Raw genomic sequence first — 19,205 nt, forward strand, 5'->3', positions numbered from 1 at the left:
CATCCTCGCTATGGTCAATTCAGCAAGCAGCCCGCTGAGGTCGCCAGTCCAAACTGCACCTACACCCCTCGCTCCCCGCGGCTTGGTCCGGAACCTGGGCTGCTTGCAAGCTTACTCCCCCTTTGATTGGTGATTTGCCGCGCTTTTGCGGCGGTTTGTCCGTGTTTGGCCTCTTGCCCGAACGGTGAGAATCCGAGATAAAGCGGCAAGCCAAGGAGTGCCCCATGATTGCGCGTATCTATCAGCCAGCCCGCACGGCGATGTCGTCGGGAACCGCCAAAACCCACCAGTGGGTGTTGGAATATGGTCCGTCGGAAGCCAAGGATATTGATCCGCTGATGGGCTGGACCGGCTCGGGGGACACGCAAAGCCAGGTGCGCCTGAAGTTTGACAGCAAAGAAGCGGCTGTGACCTACGCACGGGAAAACGACATCGAAGTGCAGGTTTTGGAGCCACACAAGCGCAAGGCCAACATTCGTCAGGGCGGCTATGGCGAGAACTTTGCCACCAACCGACGCGGGGCCTGGACCCACTGAGTGCCGGGACACAAAGTTGATTAAGAAAGGCGCCGTGGGGCGCCTTTTGTGTTTTTGGAGCGGCAATGGCTGAGATTGAATTTCTGATAGATGAGGCTGGCCCGTTAGCGCCGACGTTTCTGTTTGGGCATGGGGCGGGTGCCACCATGGAGGCGCCTTTCATGGCGACGGTTGCGACCGGGTTGGCGCGACGGGGCGTTCGGGTGGCGCGGTTTGAATTTGCCTATATGGCGGCGCGGCGCCGCGGCGGCCCCAAGCGGCCGCCGCCGAAAGTTGATCTGTTGCAGGATGAGTTCCGTGCGGTCGTTCAGGCGCTGCCTTGTGCAGGTCCATTGTTCATTGGCGGCAAGTCTATGGGCGGTCGGGTTGCCAGCCTTGTCGCTGACGCGTTGTTTGAAGCTGGTGATATTTGCGGTCTCCTATGCCTTGGCTATCCATTTCATCCTCAAGGAAAGCCGGAAAAGCTACGCACCGCACATCTGGCGGAGCTGCAAACGCCGTCACTGATCTGCCAAGGCACACGCGATCCATTTGGAACCGATGCGGAGGTGGCGAGCTATGCGTTATCAGAGCAAATTGAAATGGCTTGGGTGCAAGATGGCGACCATGATCTGAAACCGCGTAAGCGGGTGACCGGTCTGAGCCACGAAGAACAGCTGGAACAGGTTTGTGATGGGGCTGCCGCGTGGATCAAGGCGCGTTGCTGAGCATTAGGGCGGATTGCAGCTGACCGCACAAGGACCTGGTGGTGCCCCTTCAGGAAGCGGTTGCGGCGATTGGCGTTTGGACCGGCTTTTGCATGCTGGGTGGACTGCCAAATTTGCGGGAAAACTCGCGGCTGAATTGGGTTGGGCTTTCATAGCCCACTTCATAAGCGGCGGATGCCACTGACAGGTTTTCGGACACCAGCAGTCGGCGTGCCTCAAGAAGGCGGAGATCTTTTTGATACTGCAATGGGGTTGTGGCTGTTACAGAGCGAAAGTGTTCGTGGAAGGCAGACAGGCTCATGCCGCAGTCGGAGGCGAGGTCAGCCACCGGCAGGCTTGATTTGAAGTTTGCCCGCATGGTCGCGATGACCTGGGCAATGCGGCTGGCGGGGCTGTCTTGGTTGAGCAATTGCCGCAGCATGCCGCCATGTTGGGCACGCAGCAGGCGGAAGTGGATTTCACGCAGCACCAGGGGCGCGAGAGTGCGGGCTTCGACCGGATCTTTGGATAGGTTGAACAAGCGGTGTATGGCATCAATCAAGGCGTCGTCGGAGGCGGCTACGTTGAGGGAATGGGCGCTGTCGGAGCTTTCGAAATCGGCCAATTCGTCTTGCATGCTGCGCGCCATCGCGAGGTCCAAACGCAATGCCAGCGCTGTATAAGGCGCATCGGGGCTGGCTTGCATGATCGCGGAGTCAACGGGGATAGCGTGGCTAACGATGAGCGTGTCCCCAGCGCTGTAGCGGACAACGCGCCCGTTTAAGTGAGCTTCTTTGGCGCCCTGCAGCACGAGACACATGATGGGTTCGTAAAACGAGGCGGCGCATGCGGTGGTTTCGGTTTGGGCAAAGGCGAACAGACCGTCCACACCCGTGGCGCATCCTGTGCCCACCGTTCCGGTTTTTTTGACCAGATCAAACACGTCAGCGATCAGATTTTTAGGTATCATGCAGCGGCCTCCCTTGCCTTGAGAATATAGTGGTTTGGTGTCGGGCTGGCATTCACAAAGATGTCAGTCTGGAGAATTGGGCAGATCATTTGGAGGATCAGGCACGGCGGTTGGGCACCGGCGGGTTAGGTTGAGGTAGGACAAACAAGGAGTCCTAACATGCCTCAGACAATTCTCATTACCGGAGCGTCTTCCGGGATCGGCAAAGAAACTGCGAAGCTTTTTGCGGCGCGTGGGTGGAATGTGGTTGCGACCATGCGCGCACCAAAAAAGAAGAAGAGTTGACGTCGCTTGATAACACGTTGGTGACGCGGCTGGATGTGACCGACGCAACATCCATCGAAGCGGCAGTGGCTGCTGGCGTGACGCGATTTGGCAGAATTGATGTGCTGTTGAACAATGCCGGTTATGGCGCCTATGGGCCCTTGGAGGCGTTTCCAATGGAGCGCGTTCGGCGTCAATTTGATACCAATGTGATTGGTTTGATTGAGACCACCAAGGGGGTGTTGCCACATATGCGGAGCAATGGGGCGGGCACCATTGTCAATGTGTCTTCAATTGGGGGGCAAATAACATTTCCACTTGGCGCACTGTATCACGGCACAAAATTTGCGGTGGAAGGGATTTCCGAAGCTCTGCATTTTGAACTCGAGGCGGCAGGCATCAAAGTCAAAATTGTCGAGCCAGGAATGATTGCTACTGATTTTGGCGGCCGGTCGTTTGACTTTGTGAATGATGAGAGCATGGCCGAATATCAACCGGTTGTGCAGGCGTTGTTCAGCACGTGGGGTAGTGAAGAAATGACGGCCAATGCCTCGCAACCTAATGTGGTGGCTGAGGTGATTTGGGATGCCGTGACGGATGGGACCGATACGTTGCGATACCGGGCTGGTGCAGATGCGGTTGAGTTGCTCAACAACCGTAAAGCGCTTGACGATGCGACCTTCATTGGCGGGTTGAAAGCGCAGCTTGGACTTTGAGCCCAATGGGTGGGCTGGCCGCTGGTCCAAAAGTGGCCTTCCAACGTAATTGATACCATTGGATCGCAACTAAAACTTTGGCTCGAGACCATCAATTTTTGGATCGGGCCGACCTCACCCTAGAAGCAATGCCGCTTAGTAGGGGAGACAAAAACAACTTTTGTAGCGAACAGGGAGACCTATAGCCATGGCAATTTCACTAAAGTTGAACGGGGAGACCCATACGGTTGAGGCCGAACCGGGCACACCGCTGTTGTGGGTGATCCGGGATGAGTTGAAGCTCACCGGCACAAAATTTGGGTGCGGGGTTGCGTCCTGCGGCGCCTGCACGGTGCATATGGACGGCGAGCCGGTGCGCTCTTGTCAGACGTATATTGAAGACGTCGAAGGGGCGGAGATCACCACCATCGAGAAGATGGAAGAGGACAAGGTGGGCGCGGCAGTGCAGCAGGCCTGGCGCGAGCTGGATGTGGTGCAGTGCGGTTATTGCCAGTCCGGGCAGATCATGAGTGCGGTTGGTCTGTTGCGTGAAAATGCGACCCCGACCGCTGAAGAGGTGGACGAATATATGTACGGTAATGCCTGCCGCTGTGCCACCTATCAACGTATCCGCGCGGGCGTTCTGCGCGCGTCTGAAATTCTGGAGGCTTGAGAGATATGACTGCCAATATTTCCCGTCGCGGATTTCTGAAATCTGCCGCTGCCGCCGCCGCTGTGTTGTATGTCGGGGCCACGCCGGATGGCGCGGCCGCTGCTGGATCTTCGGATGCGATGCTCAACCCGTTTGTGAAGATCGACAGCGATGGCAATGTGATTGCCATAATCAAACATTTCGAGAAGGGGCAGGGGCCTGCCACTGGTCTGTCGACGTTGATAGCCGAAGAGCTTGGTGTGACCATGGCGCAGATTGGCTATGAGTTCGCCCCCTCTGATCCTCAGGTCTATAACAACCTGTTCTTTGGACCGTTTCAGGGCACTGGTGGCTCGACCGCCATGGCCAACTCCTGGATGCAGTACCGCACCGCAGGCGCAAATGCGCGTGAGATGCTGATCAAGGCGGCGGCGCAAGCTTGGGGCGTGGATGCCGCGGGTTTGGACATCCAAGAGGGCATGGTCACCGGAGGTGGTCAATCTGCCCCACTAGGTGAGTTTGTGGCCGCGGCGGCAGAGATTGCGCCATCTGAAACACCGCGTTTGCGGGACCAAACCGAGTGGAAGATCATCGGAAACGAAGCGACGCGGCGTTTGGACAGCCCGATCAAAGTCAATGGCCAGGCCAAGTTTGGCATGGACGTGCACCTGCCCAATCAGATGGTGGTGATGATCAAGCGCACACCTCAACGGGGCGGCGTGGTTGCCGGGTTTGATGACAGCGCGGCCAAGGATGTAAAAGGCTTCATCATGGCGATGCCGCTGCCGACCAAACATGGTGTGGCGGTCTACGCGGAAAACACTTGGGCGGCGATGCAAGCGCGCGCGGCGATCGAGGTGGACTGGGATATGTCTGCAGCCGAGACGCGCTCTTCGCAGGAAATCCGCGATGAAATCATGGCCGCCTTGGAGGCCGCGCCGGTCTACAATGTGAACAAGGCGGATACACCTGCCATCAGCTCGGCAGTGGATGGGGCGGCTCAGGTGGTGGAGAAAGCTTTCTATTTCCCGCTGCTGGCCCATGCGCCAATGGAGCCGATGAACTGTACGATCGAGCAGACAGCAGAGGGCGACATTGTCCTGCATGACGGGGCGCAGATGCCGACCGGGCCACATATGGCGTATCAGCAAATCTTTGGTCTGCCAGCGGAAAAGATCCACATCAAAACCATGCTGACAGGTGGGTCTTTTGGGCGTCGGGCAACGCCGGATGCGGATTATCAGGTGGAAGCGGGCTTGGCCTTTGTGATGACCGACCGGTCTCGTCCGGTGAAACTGGTTTGGGATCGTGAAGACGACATTCGAGGCGGATACTATCGGCCAGCGACGGGGCACAAGGTGCGCGTAGGTCTAGATGCTGACGGTAAGATTGCCGCCTGGGAACATCAGGTGGCAGGTCAGTCGATCATGAAAGGCACGGCGTTTGAGGCGTTTTCGGTCAAGGATGGCGTGGACCATTCCACGGTCGAAGGTCTGGCTGACAGCCCTTATGTCATTCCGAACATGGCGGTTGGTTTGACCGACACCGAGAAGGCCACGTCTGTTTTGTGGTGGCGCTCAGTGGGGCACACGCACACCGCCTATGTGATGGAAGTCATGATGGATATGGCCGCCAAGGCGGCAGGGCGCGATCCGGTGGAATTCCGGTTGGCTTATCTGGAAGGTGGTGACAAAGACGCGCAGCGCAAGGCGGGCGTTTTGAAGCTCGCCGCCGAGAAAGGCAACTGGGGCAATCCGGCGGCAGGCAACGTGCAGGGCATCGCGGTGCACAAGTCCTTTGGGTCTTTTGTGGCGGAGGTGGTCGAAGTGTCAGGCACGCCTGCGGATGGCATCCAGATTGAGAAGGTCACGGCAGCGGTTGATTGCGGCATTGCGGTGAACCCGGATGTGATCCGGGCGCAGACCGAAGGCGCCATTGGCTACGGCATTGGGCACGCGATGCGGGACCAGATCACGCTGGACGGCGGGGCGGTGGAGCAATCCAATTTCCCGGATTACGAACCGCTGCGGATTTCCGACATCAAGGCGATTGAGACGCATATTGTGGCCTCTGCCGAAGCGCCCACAGGCATTGGTGAGCCAGGGACACCGCCATCGGCGCCCGCGTTGGCAAATGCCATTGCACAGCTGGATGTTCAGGTGGCCGAGCTGCCAATGAGCGAAAACGGCGTGTCTTTCGTCTAGGCTATCGGCGCATCGCGATCACGATGGTTGCGGTGCGCCGTCACCCCGAATTTTGGGCAACTCAGGGACGGCACTTCGCAACGCCAGAGTTTGCGAAAAAGTGGCGAACCCCGAAGCTGTTTGACGCTTTCCCGCCTTACTGGTGTTCAGTTGGAATCCCCGTACATGACCGTGCCAACGCGCGGTGAACCGTCGACGGCTGATGTCGATAGGGAAACCGTTGTGAAGCGCCAGTGCACAGTCATGTGCAAATATCCCAAAACAGGACACCCGTGTCTGTTCCATTGCGCTATGAAGGAACAATGTCGGTGGGCAGGATCCGGAGATGGGTCTTGTAGGTGTGGTCTTTATCTTTAGGCGTGTGACTTGATCGGAGATGGCCCCGTTAAAGTGGTGCGCAATTAACCAGTCAGGAACAATTGAATTGTAGGAGAGAAGTCCGCACGACTTGAAAAAGCAATGTGTCTAGAGGGCAGAAATTGGGAATTTTGGCTACGATAACCACGCCCTTTCGCTCTTCGATTGGGTTGGTGGTTCTAGCGTGCTTTCTGGTGCTTGTCACCGCGTGTGGCTCTGTGTTTGGTCGGCTTTGGGAGGCGGAAACTGAAGCGCTGAAGCGGGAAGCGGTCACCGTGCAAAACACGTTCAACGCCCACAAGCAGCAGCGCCTTTCCGAAATTGAACGCTATGCAGCGTCCAATGCGGCATATCAGAATATTGACCAGTCGTTTTCACAGGCCTGGGTTGAGACCCGGTTTGGCGAGGAGTTGGCGCGGGATTCCAACTATAATGGCACGTTCCTGATGGCGCCCAACGGAGAGATTGTTTTTGAGAACATTCCACAGGAGGAAAGCTGGAGCGCTGCCGATGTCCAAAGGTTGATGAGCAAAAAGCGGACCTTCGCCGACATCCGAGACAATTTTTTTGTGGCCGCCCAGAGCCTGCCAGAAACCGGGAGCTTCTCCGGCCATTTCCCCGCGCTGTCCAATATTGAGGTGGTGACGTTTGGGGAGGAAGTCGCCTTGGCGGCATCCTTTGCGATTGTGCCAGACCCCGGAGGAATCGCGCTGACAGCACAGGCGCCGCATATTCTTGTCGCGGTGTATTGCATAGACGCGGACTACTTGAGCCACGTGCTGCGGGATTTGCCCGTCTCCGATTTGGAGTTCATCCGCACAGAACCAACCGATCAGAACAGCGTTCCGTTATACAGTGACGAAGACACGGTCGCGGGGTATCTTGTTTGGCAACCCATGAGCCAGTCGATGGAAATCCTGGTGGCGTCGACTCCCTTCTTGATCGTGTGTTTCTGCGTGATCTTTGCCATAGCGGTCTACTCGCTTCACCAGAACGCGCGTGGCCGGGTTGCGCTCAAAAGGCGGGAGCGGCTTGTGGAAGACAAGCAGCGCGAATTGGAGCACGGAAAGCGTGCTCTGGAGCAGGCGCATGAGGACCTCCAAAGCAATCAGGAGGAGCTTTACCGGTTGTCATTGGTCGCCAAACACGCCTCTGACAGCATCATTCTGAGCAATGCCAAGAGCGAAATTCTTTGGGTGAATGACGGTTTCTCACGGATGACAGGCTACCGCGCGGATGAGGCGATTGGAGCGACACCTGGTGAGCTTTTGAACGGGCCGGACACAGACTTTGGCACCGTCGCGAAGATCCGGGATCATATCAAGCGTGGCGAAGAATATTACACGGAAGTCCTGAGCTACACCAAATCTGGCGCGCCGTTTTGGGTGGAGGTCAATGTGGTGCCGGTTCTGGATGATACAGGCGCAGTTGAGTTTATTGTCGGTGTTGAGCGTGACATTACCCATACTAAGGCGCATGCGCGTGAGTTGGCTGACGCGAAGCGCGCAGCGGAGCAGGCGGATCGTGCGAAGTCTGAGTTTCTTGCCAACATGAGTCATGAAATCCGGACCCCGATGAACGGGATCATGGGAATGGCAGACCTCCTGGCGGAAAGCGAATTGGGGGCAGAAGAGCAAGCCTATGTAGACGTTGTCCGCAGCTCGTCCAATGCCTTGTTAAAAATCATCAATGACATTCTGGATCTGTCACGGCTTGAGACGGGCGCGGTCGAGATCGCAGGCGCTGATTTTGATCCGCGCAGTTGCGTTGAGGCGTCGGTGGACTTGCTGCGTCCCAAAGCGAAAGAAAAGGGGATTTCGCTGACGGTGACCTATGCCGAGGACTTGCCGCGCTGGGCGCATGGGGACGATGGGCGACTGCGCCAAATTTTGGTGAACCTGGTTGGAAATGCCGTGAAGTTCACGTCCGAAGGGGCTGTGACGGTGCGTGCCTCGGCTGCTGATGGGGATCCGTACCTTCTCAGTATTGCGGTGGAGGACACCGGGATTGGCATTTCCGAGGAACATGCCAGCCATGTTTTTGATCGCTTTTCTCAAGCCGACACAGCCACGACGCGTGCCTATGGTGGGACCGGACTGGGGCTCACCATTTCCAAGGCTTTGGCGGAGCGTATGGGGGGCGATATCACGTTGCGGTCTGAATTGGGTAATGGCTGTTGTTTCACTGTGCAGCTGCCCTTGGCGCCTGCGCAGAAGCCAAGTCTGTCTCTGGTGACCAAAGAGCATTCCCGCGCGACAACACAACTTTCACCCTGTGTGGTTCTGTTGGCGGAGGACAATAAGGTGAATCGCCTGTTGATCCGCAAATACCTGAGCGACCAACCCCTGGAGCTTGTCGAAGCGGAAGACGGCCGTAAGGCAGTGGATTTGTGTCGGGACGTGCAGCCCGACATTGTGCTGATGGATATGTCCATGCCGGAACTGGATGGGGTGTCTGCGACGCGGGAGATCCGCGCCTTGGGAATTGGGCAGCCGACGATTGTCGCCCTGACGGCCAATGCGTTTGAAAGCGACCGCAAGGCGTGTCTGTCTGCCGGAATGGATCATTTTCTTTCTAAGCCCATCGACAAGAATAGTCTGCTCCAGACCTTGGCAGCGCTTCAGGTCGAGAGGATGGGGGTATAAAAGCGCAGAAGCTGTTTTGGAGTGTGGCCCATGTCAGTGTGAGTGCTGCAAGAGCAAGAGCTTTTTAGAGTTTGTGGACGCCGAAGTGTTTCTAATAGCGGCGGAAAATACCTGCGGGGCTGGGCAAAAACATACGGGAAATTCTCTCACTTCACGGTAGGGCTCAAGGGTAACCGATTTTGCGAAAGCTGCCGTGCGGGGGCAATCTATGCATGCGCTATGAAACCGGAAGATAGGGCACACAGACCTTCCGGCAAATTCACGCATGACAAGACTTTAAGATCGCCATCCCAACATGCGCCGTTCGATGAAGCTGATGACCGCGCTGACCACAACGCCGAGCAACGACAGGATCACTACCCCGGCAAACAGACGCTCCAGATCATATAGCGAGCCGGCTTCCAGGATATAGGCGCCGATGCCATATTGCGCGCCGAGCATTTCGGCGGCGACCAGCAGGATAATCGCAATCGACAGGCTGATGCGCAGGCCTGACAGAATACCGGGCAAAGCGCCGGGCAAAATGATCTTGCGCACAATCGACCACCACGACAGGCCAAAGCTCTGTCCCATGCGGATCAGCGTGCGGTCCACGTTGTCCACTGCGCCATAGGTGGCCACGACGGTTGGGGTGAAGGTGCCAAAAGCGATGAGCGCGTATTTGGAGCCTTCGCCAATGCCAAACCAAATGACAAACAATGGCAGCAACGCGATTTTCGGGATCGGAAAAATGGCCGCGATCACTGGCACAAGGCCGGAGCGGATGTAGGAAAACAGCCCGATCAAGACGCCAACCGAGATGCCAATGCTAACCCCGAGGGTGGCACCCACTGCGAGACGGGCCAAAGATGGGCCAAGGTGCTGAAACAGCAAGCCACTGGAGTAGAGTTGGCGGAAGGTTTCCAGAACGTCGGACGGTTTTGGCAGTGTCAGTGCGGAGATCCAGCCTGCGCGGGTGCCCCATTCCGCCACCAGGATGAGGACTACAAATACCATCACGCCAATCCAGGCTTGGGGTTTGGGAGCAAATCCGCCGCCGCGGAACGCAACTGTGCGTTTGGAGGTATCAGACATGCAGAAGCTCCTCATCTGCCGCGCGGGCTTCGTCACGCATCAGGTTCCACAGCCGTTTTTGATAAGCGTCCAAATCCGCATCGCCAAAGGCGCGCTCGGACAGTGGCTTGTCGATCTCGACGATCTCCCGGATTTGTCCCGGGCGGCGTGACAGGACAACCACTTTGTGTCCCAAACGCACGGCTTCGGCCAGGTTGTGAGTGACATAGACCGCCGTGAACGGCTGGCGCGACCAGAGGTTCACCAGATCATCCATCAAAAGCTCGCGTGTCTGGCTGTCCAGCGCAGACAAAGGCTCATCCATCAACATCACCGCAGGCTTCACAGCCAAGGCGCGGGCAATGGCAACACGTTGTTTCATGCCGCCGGACAGTTGTTTTGGCAGAGCTTTGGCAAAATCTGTCAGCCTGGTACGGGCGAGCACATCGTCAATGATCTCCCGCGCCGCTGCGCTGCGAATGCCATGATCCTCCAGCACAAGCGAGATGTTGCCCTTGACGGTGCGCCACGGCAGCAGAGCAAAATCCTGAAAAATATAGGTCAGCGGGTTGAGACAGTCTTTGGGCGCATCGCCAACTTGCAGCACCTGGCCGCGCTGCGGGCGTTCTAATCCACCAATGAACCGCAACAACGTCGATTTTCCGCATCCCGACGGGCCAACGATACAGATGATCTGTTGGTTGGGGATGTCGAGGGTGATGTCGCGCATCACCTCAAAATCATCGTAGGAATGGCCAATGCCCTCAAGCCTGATGTCCATTGTCTGCCTCAAATAGTCTGCGGCGGGGCAGTTTGGACCGCCCCTCCAGAGAGCGGTTTTAGCCGCCGATGGTTTTTACGTAGGAGCTGTCCACAAGGGTGTCGAGCGTGATGTCTTTGCCCACCAGGCCTTCGGATTGGAACCAGCTCAGCTGATCCTGAACGGAGCCCAGGTTCAATGCCGCACCGGAGCTGATACGCATGGTGCCATTGATGATAGAGCCTGCGGCCTTGGCGCGTTCGCGGTCTGTGTAGACATACTTATGGATCAGATCGACCATTTCGTCCTGATCGGCGGTGCCGTCAATCATCGCCGCCGCATAGTCATCCACACCTTTGGAGAATCCGGCCAGGAAACTCTCGGTCTGGCCACGCTCATTGGCGGCGTTGTTGGCGGAGGTGAAAACCGTTGTGACCTGATAGTCTGGAATATAGTCCGCCACATTGCCCACGATGTGCCATGCGCCGGCTTTGGCCAGTGGCTTGGCGATATGGGGCACAATGGACCAGCCATCAACCTGGCCGGACTTCATTGCGCCAATGATCGCCCCGACTTTTTGCAGCGGCGTGTAGCTCAGCTCGATGCCTTCGGCTGCGGCCATCTTGGCGCCCATGTAGTGGAAGGATGAACCAGCCTGGGTGATGGCGTATTTCTTGCCATTCAGATCTTTCAGGCTCTGGATGCCAGCCTGATAAGACGCGTCGGAGATCAGGTATTTCTGACCGTCAATGCCTGCTTCTTCTTGCAGCGCACCGCCAATAACCTTGATCGCGCCTTTGTCTGCGAGGCTGATGAGGCCGCCGGAAATCGCGGTTACGGCGTAGTCGATGTCTCCGCTGGCAATCGCCACGGCCATAGGCTGGGCCGCCTGGAAGAATTCGAACTCCACGTCCAGACCGGCCTCGGCAAAATAGCCGCGCTCAAAGGCCACGAAGTTGCCGGAGTGGGATGTGAAGCGCAGCGCGCCCACTTTGATTTTCTTGTTCATGGCCAGAGCTGGCGCGGCGAGGCCGCTGGCTGCCACGGTGCCGCCCATCAGGGCCATTGCCTTACGGCGCGAAAGTTTGATCACGTTATCCTCCCAATGATCTGTGCTAAATGTCCGGATGTAATTCCGATTTGATGTCGTCTTCTAAAGCCGCAAGAGCAGTCTTGCAGTCGCGGGTCAGAACCGCATCCACAAGTGTCTGTTGTCGAACACAGCGATCGTCAAAGTCGAGCCGACCCTCGCGCAACAGCGCCAGCCGGAAGCGTCGGCTTTGGTTGTAAAGCTTGCGTTGCAGATCGATCAGGCGCGGGCTGCCGCAGGCGTCAATCAGGGCGTAGGAAAACGCGCGGCAGGCTTCGTCCCACTCCATGGCGGTTAAGTCATCTGTGGTCTCGGTAAGCGTTGTTTCGGCTTTGCGCAGCGCGTGATGTGCGGCGATCACACGGCCTTCCCAGGCCACATCTCCGTGTTCTAATGCCAGTCCCAAAGCCAGTTTCTCGATCTCGGTGCGCACCATCAGAATGTCGCGCACATCGTCCTCGGTGGCAGAGGCCACGCGGAAGCCACGTTGCGAGGTGGCCTCCACCAAACCCTCCGCCGTGAGCAGCCGCAGCGTCTCGCGCATCGAGTGGTTGGACCCGCCATAACGCGCCCGCAGGTTTTGCAGTTTCAGCTTTTGATCCGGCAACAAAGCGCCAAAGGAGATGTCGCGGCGCAACGCAGCTGCCAGCATCGCGATGACGGTGTCGTCTTCTTTGGTGTCGCGCCGAAGGATCATTGTGTTGTCCAAAACTCAAAATGTTGGACATTTTTGAAAACACTGAACGCTTCGAGTCAAGTGGTTTGTAAATTCGGCAATGCCGAAAGGCTTTTAGCTGCGTCGGCAGACATTTGCGTTGAGTTACCGAAAGGCAGAGAACGCATGGGGACGGGCGGCTGCGTTGAGGTGGCGCCGGGTGTCTTCAAACACGGCACAGGCGGCGTCGACCAAGCGTTGTTCCTGTGGGCTGCGGTAGGTGCGGCGTTTGGGCAGGGTCTCGCGAGTTTGGTCCTGCTTGGTTTCGCGCTGCGTGTTTTCAGAACGCTGTGAGCGGTGTGTGTCCGTTTTGGCGCGGGGGGGGCGACGGGGTGGGCGAGGGCTTTGTCGGCGTGCTTTTGCGCTAGGCTTTTTGTCTTTTTGCAGGCGGTGATGGGCAACGGCGTCATAGGCCGCGTTGATTTCGCCCATGCGGCGCGAGGCTTCCTCTGGATCGGTGCGGGCCAAATCCGGATGGTAGCTGCGCACCAGTTTGCGCCAGGCAGACCGCATCTCCTTGTCAGACACATCAGGGGTCACACCCAACAGTTCATAGGCCTGTGCGATGTCGTTGTTCATGGCCTGTCCCTCGTGTCCCTGCGTGCGGTCGTTAATCATTTGGTAATAATTTGACCTACCTTTTCCGAGATATGTCTGGAAGCGGGGGCGGTAACCGTTGGTTAACACTTCTAAAAGTTAACCTTGATCTGGTCGTGAGGCGTGGGCGCTTTCTAAGGTGTTGTCCCAAAACAAAAAGCCCCGACGCGGCGCGTCGGGGCTTTTCGGAAATCAGTGGGGGGAGATCAGTTCGCTTTGATCAGGTGCTGGGCAACCATATCGTGATCGAGCCACAGAACCGGGCCATCCGGTGCGCCGGAAGAGCCAAAGATCAGCGCGCCGGTGGCGTTCACAACATGCTGGCTGAGCACGTCACTCACGAGCACTTTGCGGTTGCTGTGCAGCGCCACGATGTCTTGCGAGGTGCCCACAGTCATGTCGACCTGATCGGCGGAGTTGGCCATGGGCCAAGCAGTGAAGTTATAGAACGGCTGCATGGCATCGCTTTGTTGGTAGTCTTGCACGGTCTTTAGCACGCTTTCCAAAGACACGTCGTCTTTCAGCAGGGCTTGGCATTCCGCCCAGAGCGCGTCGACCCAGGCACCACCGCCTTCATGGCGCAGCGCTTCCAGCAAAGGCAGCAGGGACAGTTCGATGCCCGCAAACACATCCGAAGAGTTGGTGCGGATTTCCGGGCAGTTGTAGACGGTGGCCTTTACGCCGTTGTCCCATGCCGTTTGGGCGAACTGCTCTAGGCGCATTTTGGCGTAGCCCTGGGTGTAGCTGGTGTAGGTCTGCCAGCGGTACTCGCCACCGATCAGAACGCGGGTGCCATGGTAGCCATATGCGGAGTAGCGAACCTGACCGCCGTCGGCCTCGATCTTGCCGCGCAGTTCAGCGCTGTGCTCCAGCAGGTGGCCAAAGCTGTTGGCGGTCACTTCGTCAAAGTTTTGCAGGATCAGCTTACCAAGGTCGGCGTCCAGCAGGGCTTGAGACGACATGTGCCTTGCGCCGCGGCCTTTGTAGATACGGTTGGCAATCGCCAAGAAAGCCTTCGCGCGCGGAATGCCGCCCGCCATGGTGTGGGCGAAGTGCACGTTTTTGCCCGCAGGAATGTGTGCAGCAAGCGCGCCCATAACTTCTTTCAGCGCGCCGGTGAAACGGGCGGTGCCGATCTCGCGGCAAGCGTCAACCTTGTCCCAGTCGAGTTTGAACTCTTGCCAGTTGTCCAGGGTCATCTCTTTGAGCATGTCAGTTGGCGTTTCGCCCCCTTCCGGTGCGTCCATGTCAAAGCCGGCCATCAGCGGGATGTTGATGATTTTGCCGCCGAGGTTGTCTTCAGCCTGGGCCAGTTCTTCGTCGGTCAGCGCGCGCAGAGTGCCATCGTCTTCGCGGCGGCCAACGGTGATGCCGACAATAGTCATTCCGGCCGCTTTGGCGGAGTCGATCAGACCGGTGGCGTAGCCGCGGCCAAAGAGTTCGCCAAAGAGGACAAACACGTCACCTTCGCCATAAAGCGTGTTGTCGGGCAGGTGTGTCAGAGGGATAGACTGTTCCATTGTGTCTTTCTGTCTTCTGTGGTCGTGCAGGGCCAAATCGCCCGCAGCGGAAAATGATTTCTGTCTAATTGCCTGAGTGGCGCGTCAGGGTCAAATCCAGAAACGATTTGATCGCCAATTGCAACCGGATGTGGGCGAAGAGCCGCGATTTGCGTCATTCTGGCAAAAGCGTCCGGCGGTATTCGCGAGGTGAGAGGCCGGTTTGGGAGCGGAAGAACCGTGCAAAGTGAGATTGATCGGTATAGCCAAGGGCCTGTGCCACGCCGGCCACGCTGTGTTTGGGGTCGGCAAACATCTCTTTGGCCACGTCAACGCGCAGACGTTTGAGTTCGCGCGCAAGAGTGGTGTCCTGCAGTTTCAGGGAAGACGTGAGGCGGGTTGGTGAGATGCCAAGTGCCTGTGCGTGGTCTGCAACGGTCTGTGAGCGATCCGCCAAAGTAGGGCGCGCTGCTGTGCGCAGAGCTCTGACAATTGAGAGGTCGGTGTCCCGCGACGCTGGCGCATCGTTGGATCGCATGTCTTGTGGACGCACTGGCAGGGTGAGCCAGGCGCTGGGGAAAGACAGGGCCAGCCCGGAAACTGCGGCGTGTTTTACGGTAACCCCGGTGGGGGCTTCTGGCAAAGCTTCCGGAAAGGCTGTCGCCAATGTAACCTGTTTGGGCGACCAGTGGGATTTCGCCAGGTATTGCAGCGTGCGGATGTGCTGGCCCATGCCAAAACCTTCAACTTGCACAGGGGCTTGGTGGGTTTGAACCGTGCGGTCCACGGTGTATGTGGCTTGAAGCGCGTCCACCTTCAGGGTGTGGCGGACGGAACTGGCTTGCTGTGGGACACTTAGCAGGAACCGCGTATAGTACTCGCCAATGGTGCGAGCATTTTCAAAAGCGTCTTGGGTCGGCAGCCAGGCTTTCATGTCGAAATTATCGGCAACGTGGTAGCCGAGGTGCGGGTCTTTGGCTTTTTCCGCGAGGCTGTTTGTGAGGCCGTAGATGATTTCGGCATGTACAGCTTTCTCAGGGTCGCGCAAATCTTGGGTAACAAGACCAAAGGATTTTAGCGCGGCTTCGACATTGGCGCCGCGCGCCCTAGCAAGCTCGACAAAGGGACGCAGAAGCTGGGCTTTGACAAAGCCGTCATGTTTGGTGGGCATGGGGCGCGATCCGTTTTGTTATTCAGTTACTTTTAGGCCAGTTTTTGCGTGTTTGTCGGCCAGTTTTTCTCAGTGTGACGGGAAAATTGATCGAAACTGGCCGGAACGGCGCAACACGCTCAGGTAGTATTGTGGAGAATTCTATAGGGAGCGCCATTATGTCTAGTCGAATTGTCTCAGGGTTTGTGTCCGCTGTTGTCGGTTTGTTTGCCTCGTCTTTGTCCGCGCAAGAGGCTGCACCACAAACACTTTTTACCAATGTGCATGTGTTTGACGGTGTGAATGAGGCGCGGATTGAAAACGCCTCGGTGCTGGTGGAAGGCAACCTGATCAAGGCCGTGAGCACGGAGGCGATCGATGCGCCGGATGCCACGGTGATTGATGGTGGTGGGCGGACGCTGACACCGGGATTTGTTGAGGCGCACGCGCATTTGATGCTGATGGGGCCAAGCATTCCAGCGATGGAGGCCAATGTCACCTGGGAAGATTTTGCCATTCACGGCACGCGGATGGCAGAGATGTACCTGATGCAGGGGTTCACCACAGTGCGGGATGCCGGTGGCGGCAACGGCGGCCTGCGGCGTGCGATTGACAGTGGTCAAATTATTGGACCGCGCTATTACCCTTCGGCGGCCTTCATCGGCACGCGTGGCGGACACGCGGACTTTGCCAACTTCACTTCGCCACCCGGCGCGTCCACCAATTTTGGTCGTCTGAACATGGCGCAAGAGGCTGACAATGTCGCGGATGTGCAGAAGTTCGGCCGCAACAACTTCCGCATGGGCGCAACACAGCTCAAGTATATGCAATCCGGTGGCGTGGTGTCGGCCTTTGATCCTTGGCAGTTGCTGGCGGGGTCGCCCGAAGAAATCAAAGCAGCGGTGCAGGTCGCCGAAGAGTACGGTAGCTATGTTATGGCGCACTCCTACCGCAAGGAGGCGATTTTGGGGGCATTGGAAGCGGGCGTGATGTCGATCGAACACGGTTTTTCGTTTGACTGCGAGATTGCCGAAGTGATGAATGCCAAAGGTGCCTTTATCACCACCAATCTTACGGCATTTGATCCGGGGCTGCTCAGCATTCCTGCAGTCGCCAGTGTCCCTAGCAGTTTGGCAAAAGCAAAGTCAGCCTCTGCGACGTTCGCCAATTACATTCCTAATATGCAGGAATGTCCGGTCAAACGCGCGTTCCAGACGGATTGTGTGGGCTCGGTCGCGGCTTGTAACATTCAGATTGCCTACGAGAAAAAGCTGAACAACGACTTCTTTGGGCCCTATGCGTCCATGGTGACATTGACCTCGGTTGGCGGCGAGTTGGTGGGCCTGTCCGGGGATTTCACCAATCCTTACACCGCAGGCAAGCTGGGTGTGATCGAAGAAGGCGCCTATGCGGATATTCTGTTGATCGATGGCAACCCGCTGGAAGATTTCTCTGTGGTTGGCACTGGGGATAAATGGTTTGGCGCGGACCCGCGTCCAGCAAGCCCCGAAACTCTGCGTGTGATCATGAAAGACGGCGTGATCTATAAGAACACACTGGACTAATTGCGATTTAGCGCCCGCTGCGACATGGTGGGCGCTTCTTTCTTTCTGATGGAGTAGGGGCGTGACCTTCAAGCCGGTCTGTTTGATCACTGCAATGGCGTTCTTGACGGCAGGCGCCTTGTCGGCGCAAGAGCGCGGATTGTCTGGCCCGTCTTCGGTTGCGGCGGAGTTGGAGCCAGGGGACGGTTTGACCGATCCGCAGCTGCGCTCTGATTTTCCGCGCAATGTCGCGCCCGGTTGGTTTGCCTGGAAAGACGGGCTTGCGGAGAATGGCTTCAAGTTCAACTTCGACTATCTCGCGCTGAGCCAGTGGAGTGATCTGAACGCGACGGAAGACCACGCTGCTGGAGGTATGTTCCGGTTTTATGGCAATTGGGCGGCGACCGAGAATGGCAGCCTGACGTTCAAGCTGGAGCATCGGCACGCCTATACCGATGTGGCGCCCCAGAACCTTGGATTTGCTGCAAAAGCAACGTTTATGCCGGGCACCGCGTTTAACGACAATGGCACCCTGCTGACCAACTTGTTCTGGACACAGCGCGCGCCGAAAGGTGGCTGGAGTTTCCAGGCTGGCCAGATCGATGTGACCGATTTTTTGGATATCTACGGCGCGGTGAGCCCCTATTCGGCATTTCAGAACCTGTCGTTTAACACCAATCCCACAATCAACGCGCCAAACCCCGGTTTGGGCTTGGCGGGCGGCGTGTGGCTTGGCGATACCGTCTATGCGGTGGGCAGTGTCGCTGATGCCAACGCGGCCCCGTCTGATCCGGGGTTTGATGTGTTTGACCACGGCAAGCTGTTCAAGAGCCTAGAGCTGGGTGTCACCAGCGCGCGGGACCGGATCTATTTTGACAATGTGCATCTGACCCTTTGGCACATTGATGCAGATGCCAGCAAAAACAGGGCGGAGGACTATGGTGCAAGTTTCTCGGCAGCTTGGTTTGTCAACAATACGTGGTTGCCATTCTTGCGTGCCGGTGTCGCGGATCAAGGCACGGGGCTGTATAAGCGTTCTCTGTCTAGTGGCCTGGCGTATTACGGACGTAACACCGATGCGGCTGGCGTTGGGTTGAACTGGGCGGAGAGTGCGACCTCCACCCAGGCGCAGTTTACGGCGGAGCTGTTTTACCGTTTCTCGCTGTCGTCCGGTTTCCAGATAACGCCGTCGATCCAGGTGATCGACAATCCCCTGGACAATCCCGGGTTGGGTACTGTGACCGTGCTGGGGCTGCGCACGCGATTGGTCTTCTAAAGCCAGTCGGCGTGATTGCGAGTCGGCACTGTTAGCGCGCGATCTGTTTTCGCAAATTTTGGCCGGTACGAAATGTCACACCTTCTGGAATGAAAATGTTAGCGCTCGCATTTTTGCAGAGCGCGATTTTGCCGTGCCTCAACACGTTAACAAGTTCTTTCCAAGTCCTTATGAATATGGGTTTTCCGGCCCTCATCAGAAAAAAATTTACAGTATGCGGTGGCTGGTCGGAAAAATATTTACAGATTTTCTGTTTTATTTCCGTGCTTTGTTTCCTTGTTTTCACAAATCCCTATTCTGACCGCGGGGTCTTGAGCCATCTGGCTTGAGTGAGGAGTTTTTAAAGTTTTTGACCGAGGGAGGAGCCTTCATGTCGTTGGACACCAATGTATCCGCCAGCCCGTTGCCATCCGCAGAGCTGACCAAAGACGCACATATTGATACCGCCAAATACGATGAGATGTACGCGGCGTCAGTGTCTGATCCTGAGGCGTTTTGGCGGGAGCATGGCC

The 19,205-nt window shown here is 57.2% G+C and carries 17 protein-coding genes; 9 read left to right on the forward strand and 8 right to left on the reverse strand.

From position 1 onward, the window contains the following. Positions 1-224: 224 nt before the first annotated feature. Both MK208_RS17270 and MK208_RS17275 read left to right on the forward strand, forming a co-directional pair. Positions 225-536 carry an ETC complex I subunit gene (locus MK208_RS17270; protein WP_294118657.1) on the forward strand — a complete coding sequence of 104 codons (312 nt, stop codon included), beginning with the start codon at positions 225-227 and terminating at the stop codon, positions 534-536. A 65-nt stretch (positions 537-601) separates the two neighbouring features. Further along, on the forward strand, positions 602-1,243 hold the full coding sequence (locus tag MK208_RS17275; RefSeq protein WP_294118658.1) for an alpha/beta family hydrolase: 642 nt from the start codon (positions 602-604) through the stop codon (positions 1,241-1,243). A 49-nt stretch (positions 1,244-1,292) separates the two neighbouring features. Here the strand turns inward: MK208_RS17275 and MK208_RS17280 are convergent, their stop codons facing one another. Continuing rightward, complete coding sequence (locus MK208_RS17280; protein WP_294118659.1) at positions 1,293-2,192, reverse strand: AraC family transcriptional regulator; 900 nt, start codon at positions 2,190-2,192, stop codon at positions 1,293-1,295. Positions 2,193-2,351: 159 nt separating this feature from the next. On the opposite strand from MK208_RS17280, the gene MK208_RS17285 reads away from it, so the two are divergent. From MK208_RS17285 to MK208_RS17305, 5 genes are all read left to right on the forward strand, one after another. Beyond that, positions 2,352-2,477: an SDR family NAD(P)-dependent oxidoreductase gene (locus tag MK208_RS17285; protein WP_294118660.1), complete on the forward strand. Its 126-nt coding sequence runs from the start codon at positions 2,352-2,354 to the stop codon at positions 2,475-2,477. Further along, the gene (locus MK208_RS17290; protein WP_294118661.1) at positions 2,474-3,172 is read left to right on the forward strand and encodes an SDR family NAD(P)-dependent oxidoreductase; all 699 of its coding nucleotides are present in this window, start codon (positions 2,474-2,476) and stop codon (positions 3,170-3,172) included. The genes MK208_RS17285 and MK208_RS17290 overlap by 4 nt, the downstream gene beginning before the upstream one ends. 187 nt (positions 3,173-3,359) lie before the next feature. After that, positions 3,360-3,824 carry a (2Fe-2S)-binding protein gene (locus MK208_RS17295; protein WP_294118662.1) on the forward strand — a complete coding sequence of 155 codons (465 nt, stop codon included), beginning with the start codon at positions 3,360-3,362 and terminating at the stop codon, positions 3,822-3,824. A gap of 5 nt (positions 3,825-3,829) precedes the next feature. Then, positions 3,830-6,007, forward strand: coding sequence for a molybdopterin cofactor-binding domain-containing protein (locus tag MK208_RS17300; RefSeq protein WP_294118664.1), 2,178 nt, complete (start codon positions 3,830-3,832; stop codon positions 6,005-6,007). Between the two features lie 551 nt (positions 6,008-6,558). After that, on the forward strand, positions 6,559-9,009 hold the full coding sequence (locus MK208_RS17305; RefSeq protein ID WP_294118666.1) for an ATP-binding protein: 2,451 nt from the start codon (positions 6,559-6,561) through the stop codon (positions 9,007-9,009). A gap of 276 nt (positions 9,010-9,285) precedes the next feature. Here the strand turns inward: MK208_RS17305 and MK208_RS17310 are convergent, their stop codons facing one another. From MK208_RS17310 to MK208_RS17340, 7 genes are all read right to left on the reverse strand, one after another. Next, entirely contained in the window at positions 9,286-10,083 is a 798-nt protein-coding gene (locus MK208_RS17310) for an ABC transporter permease (RefSeq protein ID WP_294118667.1), read from the reverse strand. Then, the gene (locus MK208_RS17315; protein ID WP_294118669.1) at positions 10,076-10,843 is read right to left on the reverse strand and encodes an ABC transporter ATP-binding protein; all 768 of its coding nucleotides are present in this window, start codon (positions 10,841-10,843) and stop codon (positions 10,076-10,078) included. The genes MK208_RS17310 and MK208_RS17315 overlap by 8 nt, the downstream gene beginning before the upstream one ends. Before the next feature lie 58 nt (positions 10,844-10,901). Further along, positions 10,902-11,915, reverse strand: a complete 1,014-nt coding sequence (locus MK208_RS17320; protein ID WP_294118671.1) for an ABC transporter substrate-binding protein — start codon at positions 11,913-11,915, stop codon at positions 10,902-10,904. A gap of 22 nt (positions 11,916-11,937) precedes the next feature. Beyond that, positions 11,938-12,609: an FCD domain-containing protein gene (locus tag MK208_RS17325; RefSeq protein WP_294118672.1), complete on the reverse strand. Its 672-nt coding sequence runs from the start codon at positions 12,607-12,609 to the stop codon at positions 11,938-11,940. A gap of 123 nt (positions 12,610-12,732) precedes the next feature. Then, positions 12,733-13,245, reverse strand: coding sequence for a J domain-containing protein (locus MK208_RS17330; RefSeq protein ID WP_294118673.1), 513 nt, complete (start codon positions 13,243-13,245; stop codon positions 12,733-12,735). A gap of 185 nt (positions 13,246-13,430) precedes the next feature. Further along, entirely contained in the window at positions 13,431-14,744 is a 1,314-nt protein-coding gene (locus MK208_RS17335; protein WP_294118674.1) for a hypothetical protein, read from the reverse strand. Positions 14,745-14,898: 154 nt separating this feature from the next. Continuing rightward, positions 14,899-15,894 carry an AraC family transcriptional regulator gene (locus tag MK208_RS17340; RefSeq protein WP_294118675.1) on the reverse strand — a complete coding sequence of 332 codons (996 nt, stop codon included), beginning with the start codon at positions 15,892-15,894 and terminating at the stop codon, positions 14,899-14,901. Positions 15,895-16,052: 158 nt separating this feature from the next. On the opposite strand from MK208_RS17340, the gene MK208_RS17345 reads away from it, so the two are divergent. Then, entirely contained in the window at positions 16,053-17,438 is a 1,386-nt protein-coding gene (locus MK208_RS17345) for an amidohydrolase family protein (RefSeq protein ID WP_294118677.1), read from the forward strand. 61 nt (positions 17,439-17,499) lie between these two features. Beyond that, a complete protein-coding gene (locus MK208_RS17350) occupies positions 17,500-18,693 on the forward strand; it encodes a carbohydrate porin (RefSeq protein WP_294118679.1) in 1,194 nt (397 codons plus the stop codon). Positions 18,694-19,205: the final 512 nt, after the last annotated feature.

It is taken from the genome of Shimia sp., from assembly GCF_022448905.1.
Lineage (GTDB): Bacteria > Pseudomonadota > Alphaproteobacteria > Rhodobacterales > Rhodobacteraceae > Shimia.

What these genes read in the sequence shown, in the direction of transcription:
- MK208_RS17270 (WP_294118657.1), top strand. Translation starts at nt 225, where the DNA reads ATGATTGCGCGTATCTATCAGCCAGCCCGCACGGCGATGTCGTCGGGA.
- MK208_RS17275 (WP_294118658.1), top strand. Translation starts at nt 602, where the DNA reads ATGGCTGAGATTGAATTTCTGATAGATGAGGCTGGCCCGTTAGCGCCG.
- MK208_RS17280 (WP_294118659.1), bottom strand. Translation starts at nt 2,192, where the DNA reads ATGATACCTAAAAATCTGATCGCTGACGTGTTTGATCTGGTCAAAAAA.
- MK208_RS17285 (WP_294118660.1), top strand. Translation starts at nt 2,352, where the DNA reads ATGCCTCAGACAATTCTCATTACCGGAGCGTCTTCCGGGATCGGCAAA.
- MK208_RS17295 (WP_294118662.1), top strand. Translation starts at nt 3,360, where the DNA reads ATGGCAATTTCACTAAAGTTGAACGGGGAGACCCATACGGTTGAGGCC.
- MK208_RS17300 (WP_294118664.1), top strand. Translation starts at nt 3,830, where the DNA reads ATGACTGCCAATATTTCCCGTCGCGGATTTCTGAAATCTGCCGCTGCC.
- MK208_RS17310 (WP_294118667.1), bottom strand. Translation starts at nt 10,083, where the DNA reads ATGTCTGATACCTCCAAACGCACAGTTGCGTTCCGCGGCGGCGGATTT.
- MK208_RS17315 (WP_294118669.1), bottom strand. Translation starts at nt 10,843, where the DNA reads ATGGACATCAGGCTTGAGGGCATTGGCCATTCCTACGATGATTTTGAG.
- MK208_RS17325 (WP_294118672.1), bottom strand. Translation starts at nt 12,609, where the DNA reads ATGATCCTTCGGCGCGACACCAAAGAAGACGACACCGTCATCGCGATG.
- MK208_RS17330 (WP_294118673.1), bottom strand. Translation starts at nt 13,245, where the DNA reads ATGATTAACGACCGCACGCAGGGACACGAGGGACAGGCCATGAACAAC.
- MK208_RS17335 (WP_294118674.1), bottom strand. Translation starts at nt 14,744, where the DNA reads ATGGAACAGTCTATCCCTCTGACACACCTGCCCGACAACACGCTTTAT.
- MK208_RS17340 (WP_294118675.1), bottom strand. Translation starts at nt 15,894, where the DNA reads ATGCCCACCAAACATGACGGCTTTGTCAAAGCCCAGCTTCTGCGTCCC.
- MK208_RS17345 (WP_294118677.1), top strand. Translation starts at nt 16,053, where the DNA reads ATGTCTAGTCGAATTGTCTCAGGGTTTGTGTCCGCTGTTGTCGGTTTG.